The 5,892-nt window shown below is 37.4% G+C and carries 7 protein-coding genes; 6 read left to right on the top strand and 1 reads right to left on the bottom strand.

The features are described 5' to 3' along the window. Both ACFFIS_RS13820 and ACFFIS_RS13815 read left to right on the top strand, forming a co-directional pair. A partial coding sequence (locus ACFFIS_RS13820) for an SNF2-related protein (RefSeq protein WP_390188025.1) occupies positions 1-1,202 on the top strand: 1,202 nt, incomplete at its 5' end. Further along, complete coding sequence (locus ACFFIS_RS13815; protein ID WP_320378166.1) at positions 1,199-1,657, top strand: hypothetical protein; 459 nt, start codon at positions 1,199-1,201, stop codon at positions 1,655-1,657. The genes ACFFIS_RS13820 and ACFFIS_RS13815, both read left to right, overlap by 4 nt. Positions 1,658-1,804: 147 nt before the next feature. Here the strand turns inward: ACFFIS_RS13815 and ACFFIS_RS13810 are convergent, their stop codons facing one another. Next, entirely contained in the window at positions 1,805-2,725 is a 921-nt protein-coding gene (locus ACFFIS_RS13810; RefSeq protein ID WP_390188023.1) for an Abi family protein, read from the bottom strand. Between the two features lie 349 nt (positions 2,726-3,074). Between ACFFIS_RS13810 and ACFFIS_RS13805 the strand changes: the two genes are divergently transcribed. From ACFFIS_RS13805 to ACFFIS_RS13790, 4 genes are all read left to right on the top strand, one after another. Continuing rightward, positions 3,075-3,440 carry an HNH endonuclease gene (locus tag ACFFIS_RS13805; protein WP_120021212.1) on the top strand — a complete coding sequence of 122 codons (366 nt, stop codon included), beginning with the start codon at positions 3,075-3,077 and terminating at the stop codon, positions 3,438-3,440. A 105-nt stretch (positions 3,441-3,545) separates the two neighbouring features. Beyond that, positions 3,546-4,097 (top strand): P27 family phage terminase small subunit, encoded by a 552-nt coding sequence (locus tag ACFFIS_RS13800; RefSeq protein ID WP_390188021.1) that lies wholly within the window; start codon positions 3,546-3,548, stop codon positions 4,095-4,097. A gap of 18 nt (positions 4,098-4,115) precedes the next feature. Then, a complete protein-coding gene (gene metK / locus ACFFIS_RS13795; RefSeq protein ID WP_320378170.1) occupies positions 4,116-5,291 on the top strand; it encodes a methionine adenosyltransferase in 1,176 nt (391 codons plus the stop codon). After that, positions 5,272-5,892 (top strand): ParB N-terminal domain-containing protein (locus ACFFIS_RS13790; RefSeq protein WP_390188019.1); only part of this gene is annotated, 621 nt, incomplete at its 3' end. The genes metK and ACFFIS_RS13790, both read left to right, overlap by 20 nt.

Genomic DNA, 5,892 nt, shown 5'->3' with positions numbered 1-5,892 from the left:
TTTTAGTAATCGCACCGCTCAGGGTTGCTAGAAATACGTGGCCAGAAGAAATTGAAAAATGGAGTCACTTGAAAGGATTAACTTATGCAGTTGCTGTTGGAACAGAAAAAGAGCGCTTAGAAGCATTATATTCAGACGCGCACATTTATATCATTAACCGAGAAAATGTAGAATGGTTGATTGCTAGAAGCGGTATCGATTTTAATTTTGATATGGTTGTTATTGATGAATTATCATCGTTTAAATCTCATCAATCAAAACGCTTTAAAAGCTTGATGAAAGTGAGACCTAATATTAAAAGAATAGTTGGTTTAACAGGAACACCTTCATCGAATGGCTTAATGGACTTATGGGCGGAGTACCGATTACTTGATATGGGTGAAAGATTAGGAAAATTCATCGGACGTTTCAGAGAATCATACTTCGATCCTGACAAAAGAAATCAACATATGATTTTCTCATATAAACCAAAACCAGGGGCAGAAGAAGCGATATATGAAAAAATAAGCGATATCACTATCAGTATGAAAGGGACGGACTATTTAAAACTACCCGATTTAATTATGAATGAAATGCCTGTTTCGTTAAATCAGAAAGAAAAAGAAACGCTTGATGTCATGAAACGTGATTTGATTACAACGATAAAAGGGGAGGACATAACCGCTTCAAATGCAGCGGCTTTATCAAATAAACTTCTTCAAATGGCAAATGGTGCAGTTTACGATGATAACGGTTCTGTCACTCAAATACATGACCGAAAACTCGAAAAGCTAGAAGATATCATTGAAGCGGCAAATGGAAAGCCAGTGTTAATTGCTTATTGGTTTAAACACGATCTGGATAGAATACAAAGCAGATTTAAGGTAGAAATTTTAACAAGTAGTGATTCGATTAAAAAATGGAATGAGGGGAAAATTCAAATTGCGGCAATCCATCCAGCATCCGCGGGACATGGTTTGAATTTACAAGCAGGTGGTTCAACACTCGTATGGTTTGGACTAACCTGGAGCTTGGAGTTATATCAACAAACAAATGCAAGGCTGTACAGGCAAGGACAAACAGACACAGTGATTATCCATCATTTAATCGCAAAAGATACAATGGACGAACGAGTGATGGACGCTTTAAATAAAAAGAATAATACGCAGTCAGCACTCATTGATGCGGTGAAGGCAACGTTAAAAGGGGGAATTCTTGTATGAATATTGTATGGCACTACTTGGATAAGCGAGCAGCAACGATTGATGTGATAAAAGATTACAATAGTATGAAACACATTATAGATAATACCGATGACGATATTGCAATCCTTCATGATGGAATGATGTCCCCAAGTGCACCAGTGAATGATGGCATGCCTTCCACACACAATCCTAAAGCTAATGAAAATCGTATTGCTTATAGCATCGATAAAATTGATGTGCTGAAAGAAAGGTTAAGACAAGCCATTGAGTATATGAATTGGTTCCAGCCTGCTTGGGATGAGTTAACCGAAGATGAACAGTTTGTGCTGTATGAATTTTATATGGTGGAAGACCAAAGCCGAACCGATGCCGTGCATACGATTTGTGATTACTTTAAGATTGAAAGGTCATCTGCCTATAATAAAAAGAACAGAGCATTGGAAAGGTTGACGTTGTTACTTTATGGCAAGTGAGTAGTCTTATTTCAAAGAAAATAAATCAATATATCAAGAAACCCACTTAGGTATTTTCTAAGTGGGTTTTGTTAGGCCTACAGTATTGCGCTTTTACAAGCTCGTAGGATCTATTATTTAATATTATGCTCAAATGCATTACTTTTATTACAATATATCTCTCCAATTTTCAGGAAACCCGTATTGAATGATATCAATTAGTGGGTAATCTTCGATAATGAATATTAATTGTTCTTTAATTGATTGAAAATCATTTGGATTAGTGAGCGATTTAAGTACTAGAATATAGGAAAATAATTTGTCATTGACAATGTCACCGTCTTCAGTAGTAAGCAATAATGACTTTTCTCTCCTAGAAAGTCGTGGTTTTCTTGTGAATAGTCTATTATATAATCGTCCACCATGGGCGCTAATATTTCTAAGTATTGTGACACAATGTAATAGGTTCTCTAGTATTTTATGGCCGTTTGAATGTTTAAAGCCAAGCTGAACTGCAATATTCTTTTTGGTTTCGATATCAAGGATAGAGTATAATTTAGAGATATCGGATAGAGTTAGAATTTCAACATAAACCCAAAATGGGAGCACATCATTCTTGTTTTCTTTATGATGTTTGATGAAGGGTTCTGATTCTATCATGGCATTTTTTTGTGATGCGGCCTTCCTTGTGATGTATAAATAATTATCAATCGTTTTAATATTAATCTTACCCCTGGTAGTACAATAAAAATTGTTAACATCTAAATAGCCGGTAGGACCGTGCTTTTTACAATGGTAATAAGCGAGCATAGATTTTAATCGAACTTCAATAACTTCAATTATGGAAAGCATTGCTTGCCTCATCTGTCTATCCGCTTCGTATATTTGAATTAATTTATCCAGTGAAGCATTTGCAGTAAAAGTATTTCTGTTTCGCATTGTTAAGGTATAACCACTAACACGGTAGTAGTTGTTATTTAACAAAAAATCTTTTGCTGTATCATACTGATCATCGGGTATTATAAGACCACGTGAACGCAACAAGTCTATCTGCTTTTCAATTGATAAAAAAGGTTTTGTATTCGACATTGATTTCTCCTTAAAATAAAAAAGCCCACATAGTGTGCCATGTCTAAGACATAGGCCTGTGGGATTTGTTAATTTAAATATACACCTTATAAGGGGAGCTGTCAATAATTTTCACCTGATCATTTAAGCAAGTGAGTAATATCGTGGATGCATTTACCGTTTGAGCGGGTTATAGTGGTAGTATGGAAAAAGTATCAAAGGTAAATAGATTTGACCTTTGAATATTCAAGTGAGTAATATTGCGGACGCTTTTTGACTTTGAGCATGTTATGGTATTAATATAGAAGAAATATCGCAAGCCTTCGTGGGAGAAATCCTGCGGGGGCTTTTTTGTTTGGAGGTGAAAGTTATGCCAAGGAAACCAAAGCGACCTTGTTCACAGCCAGGATGTCCTGAGTTAACGCATGAACGCTTTTGTGATGAACACCGGAAGGCAGAGGCAAGAAGATATGAAAGGTATCAACGAGATCCAAACACTGCAAAGCGATACGGACGTGCATGGAAAAGGATACGTGACCGTTACGTTGCAAAGAACCCGCTCTGCGAGGAATGTAAGCGAAACGGGAAGCTGACTCCAGTGCAAGAAGTACACCACATCCTACCGCTGTCAAGAGGTGGAACGCATGACGAAAGCAATCTGATGTCTGTTTGCACACCTTGTCACTCATCGATTACTGCTCGAGATGGTGATCGTTGGCGAAGGGGTAGGGGGTAATCAATCTCTACAACTTATGAAGTGGACAACGGGCGGGGAACGTCACGCAAAAAATCGCGATTTCAAAGAGGGTATATAGGGGGCGAGAAGAAATGAGGTGTTGAAATGGCCAAGGATGGTACGAATAGAGGTGGCTCTCGGGTTGGTTCTGGACGTAAAAGAAAGCCATTATACGAAAAATTAGAAGATGGAAATCCAGGTAGACGAAAATTAGAAGTGCTCGAATTTACACATGCACCTGACCTTCAAGGACAAGAAATGCCACCGCCAAGAGAGATGCTATCTGCCACTGAAAAGGACGGTTCTACTCTTGAAGCAGCAGAAATTTATGAAGAAACTTGGAATTGGTTAAATGAAAGAGATTGTGCTCATTTAATTATGCCGCAACTTTTAGAAAGGTATGCAATGAGTGCAGCAAGATGGATGCAGTGCGAGGCGGCTGTGACAGAGTTTGGCTTTTTAGCAAAACATCCAACAACAGGAAATGCTATGCAAAGTCCCTACGTTGCTATGAGTCAAAACTTTATGACACAAACCAATCGACTCTGGTTAGAAATTTACCAAATTATAAGAGAAAACAGTGCAACAGAATTTATTGGAGCGAATCCACAAGATGATATGATGGAGCGCTTATTAACGATGCGTAAAGGCAAATAACGGAAACGAGGTAATGTGATGACGATTAAATATTTAACAGCAGAAAGTGTATGTGCAGGCCACCCAGATAAACTTTGTGATTTAATTTCAGACAGTATTTTAGATGCTTGTTTATTGAAAGATAAATCTTCACGTGTCGCTTGTGAAGTATTGGCAACAAAAGGAAGAATTATCGTGGCGGGCGAAATCTCCTGTAGCGAAAAGATTAATATTAAAGAGGTTGTAAAAAGTGTATTAGTAGATGTTGGATATGCACCTTCAGACTTTAAAATATCTGTATATGTACAGAAACAAAGCACAGATATTGCTGAAGCGGTAGATACAGCACTTGAAGTTCGTCAAAGAATCAAAGAGCCTTTTGGAACGATTGGTGCAGGTGACCAAGGTACAATGTATGGTTATGCAACAAAGGAAACAAAAGAAATGTTGCCACTACCATTAGTTCTTTCACATAAAATTGTAAAACGATTAGATGAAGTCCGCAAAGGAAAAATTATTAAAGGTTATTTTCCAGATGGGAAAGCGCAAGTCACGATTGAATATAAAAATAATCAACCAGTTAGGGTAAAAACAATCGTTGTATCTGTTCAGCATCAAGCTTATAAAAGACAAGCGGAAATCGAACAGGATATTATTGAAAATGTTTTATGGCAGGTTTTTGAAGATTTCCCGTTTGATGAAGATACAGATATTTTAATCAATCCATCAGGACGATTTGTTGTTGGAGGACCAACAGCTGATACAGGATTAACGGGACGAAAGTTAATGGTTGATACGTATGGTGGTTTTACATCACATGGTGGTGGGGCATTTTCAGGAAAGGATCCTACCAAAGTTGATAGAAGCGGTGCTTATATGGCAAGGCATATTGCCAAGCATATCGTGTGGTGTGATTACGCAGACAAATGTGAAGTAAGTATTTCATATGCCATAGGGAAGGCAAATCCTGTCGCATTTTCAATAAATACATTTGGGACGGGAAATGTTTCTGATTCAATACTTGAACAAGCAGCACTTGATGTATTCAATTTAAAACCCGCAGCAATTATCGAGTATTTACAATTACGAGATATTCACTATGCCGATACAGCGGTGTACGGACATTTTGATAGCTGGTTATATCCTTGGGAAGATGTGAAAAGGTATAAAGAATTTAATCAGGCGGTGAGTAAATATGATAATAGAGAAGATTAAAGTTGAACAACTTATTCCCGCCGATTATAATCCGAGAAAAGATTTACAACCTGGTGATAGTGAATATGAAAAGATTAAACGGTCACTTGAAGAGTTTGGATATGTTGATCCGGTAATCTGGAACAAGACAACTGGCAGAGTAGTTGGCGGACATCAACGTTTAAAAGTTCTAGCAAGTATGGGAAGAACTGAAGTCGAATGTGTCGTGGTCGAATTAGACGAAGAAAAAGAGAAAGCATTGAACGTAGCATTAAATAAAATTAGCGGTGATTGGGATAAAGAAAAATTAGCTGTACTTATGACAGATTTAGATGCAGCAGATTTTGATGTTTCACTCACAGGTTTTGATGCATCTGAAATTGATGATTTGTTTAAAGATACACTTCGAGATGGAGTAGAAGATGATGACTTTGATGTCGATGAAGAACTTCAAAACCCACCAATAACAATGCAAGGTGATGTATGGATTTTAGGTAGACATCGACTTGTATGTGGAGATAGTACGAAAAAAGAAACTTTTGATAAGTTAATGGAGAATAAAAAAGCAAACTTGGTTGTCACTGATCCACCTTATAATGTTGATTATGAAGGCAGTGCGGGG

The organism is Paracerasibacillus soli, from assembly GCF_042432965.1.
GTDB classification, from domain to species: domain Bacteria; phylum Bacillota; class Bacilli; order Bacillales; family Amphibacillaceae; genus Paracerasibacillus; species Paracerasibacillus soli.
The sequence above is the reverse complement of the archived record's forward strand: the minus strand, read 5'-3'. Positions and strand labels throughout refer to the sequence as shown.

Bases quoted from the DNA above. Each gene is read 5' to 3' on its own strand.
- ACFFIS_RS13815 (WP_320378166.1), top strand. From the start codon at position 1,199: ATGAATATTGTATGGCACTACTTGGATAAGCGAGCAGCAACGATTGAT.
- ACFFIS_RS13810 (WP_390188023.1), bottom strand. From the start codon at position 2,725: ATGTCGAATACAAAACCTTTTTTATCAATTGAAAAGCAGATAGACTTG.
- ACFFIS_RS13805 (WP_120021212.1), top strand. From the start codon at position 3,075: ATGCCAAGGAAACCAAAGCGACCTTGTTCACAGCCAGGATGTCCTGAG.
- ACFFIS_RS13800 (WP_390188021.1), top strand. From the start codon at position 3,546: ATGGCCAAGGATGGTACGAATAGAGGTGGCTCTCGGGTTGGTTCTGGA.
- metK (WP_320378170.1), top strand. From the start codon at position 4,116: ATGACGATTAAATATTTAACAGCAGAAAGTGTATGTGCAGGCCACCCA.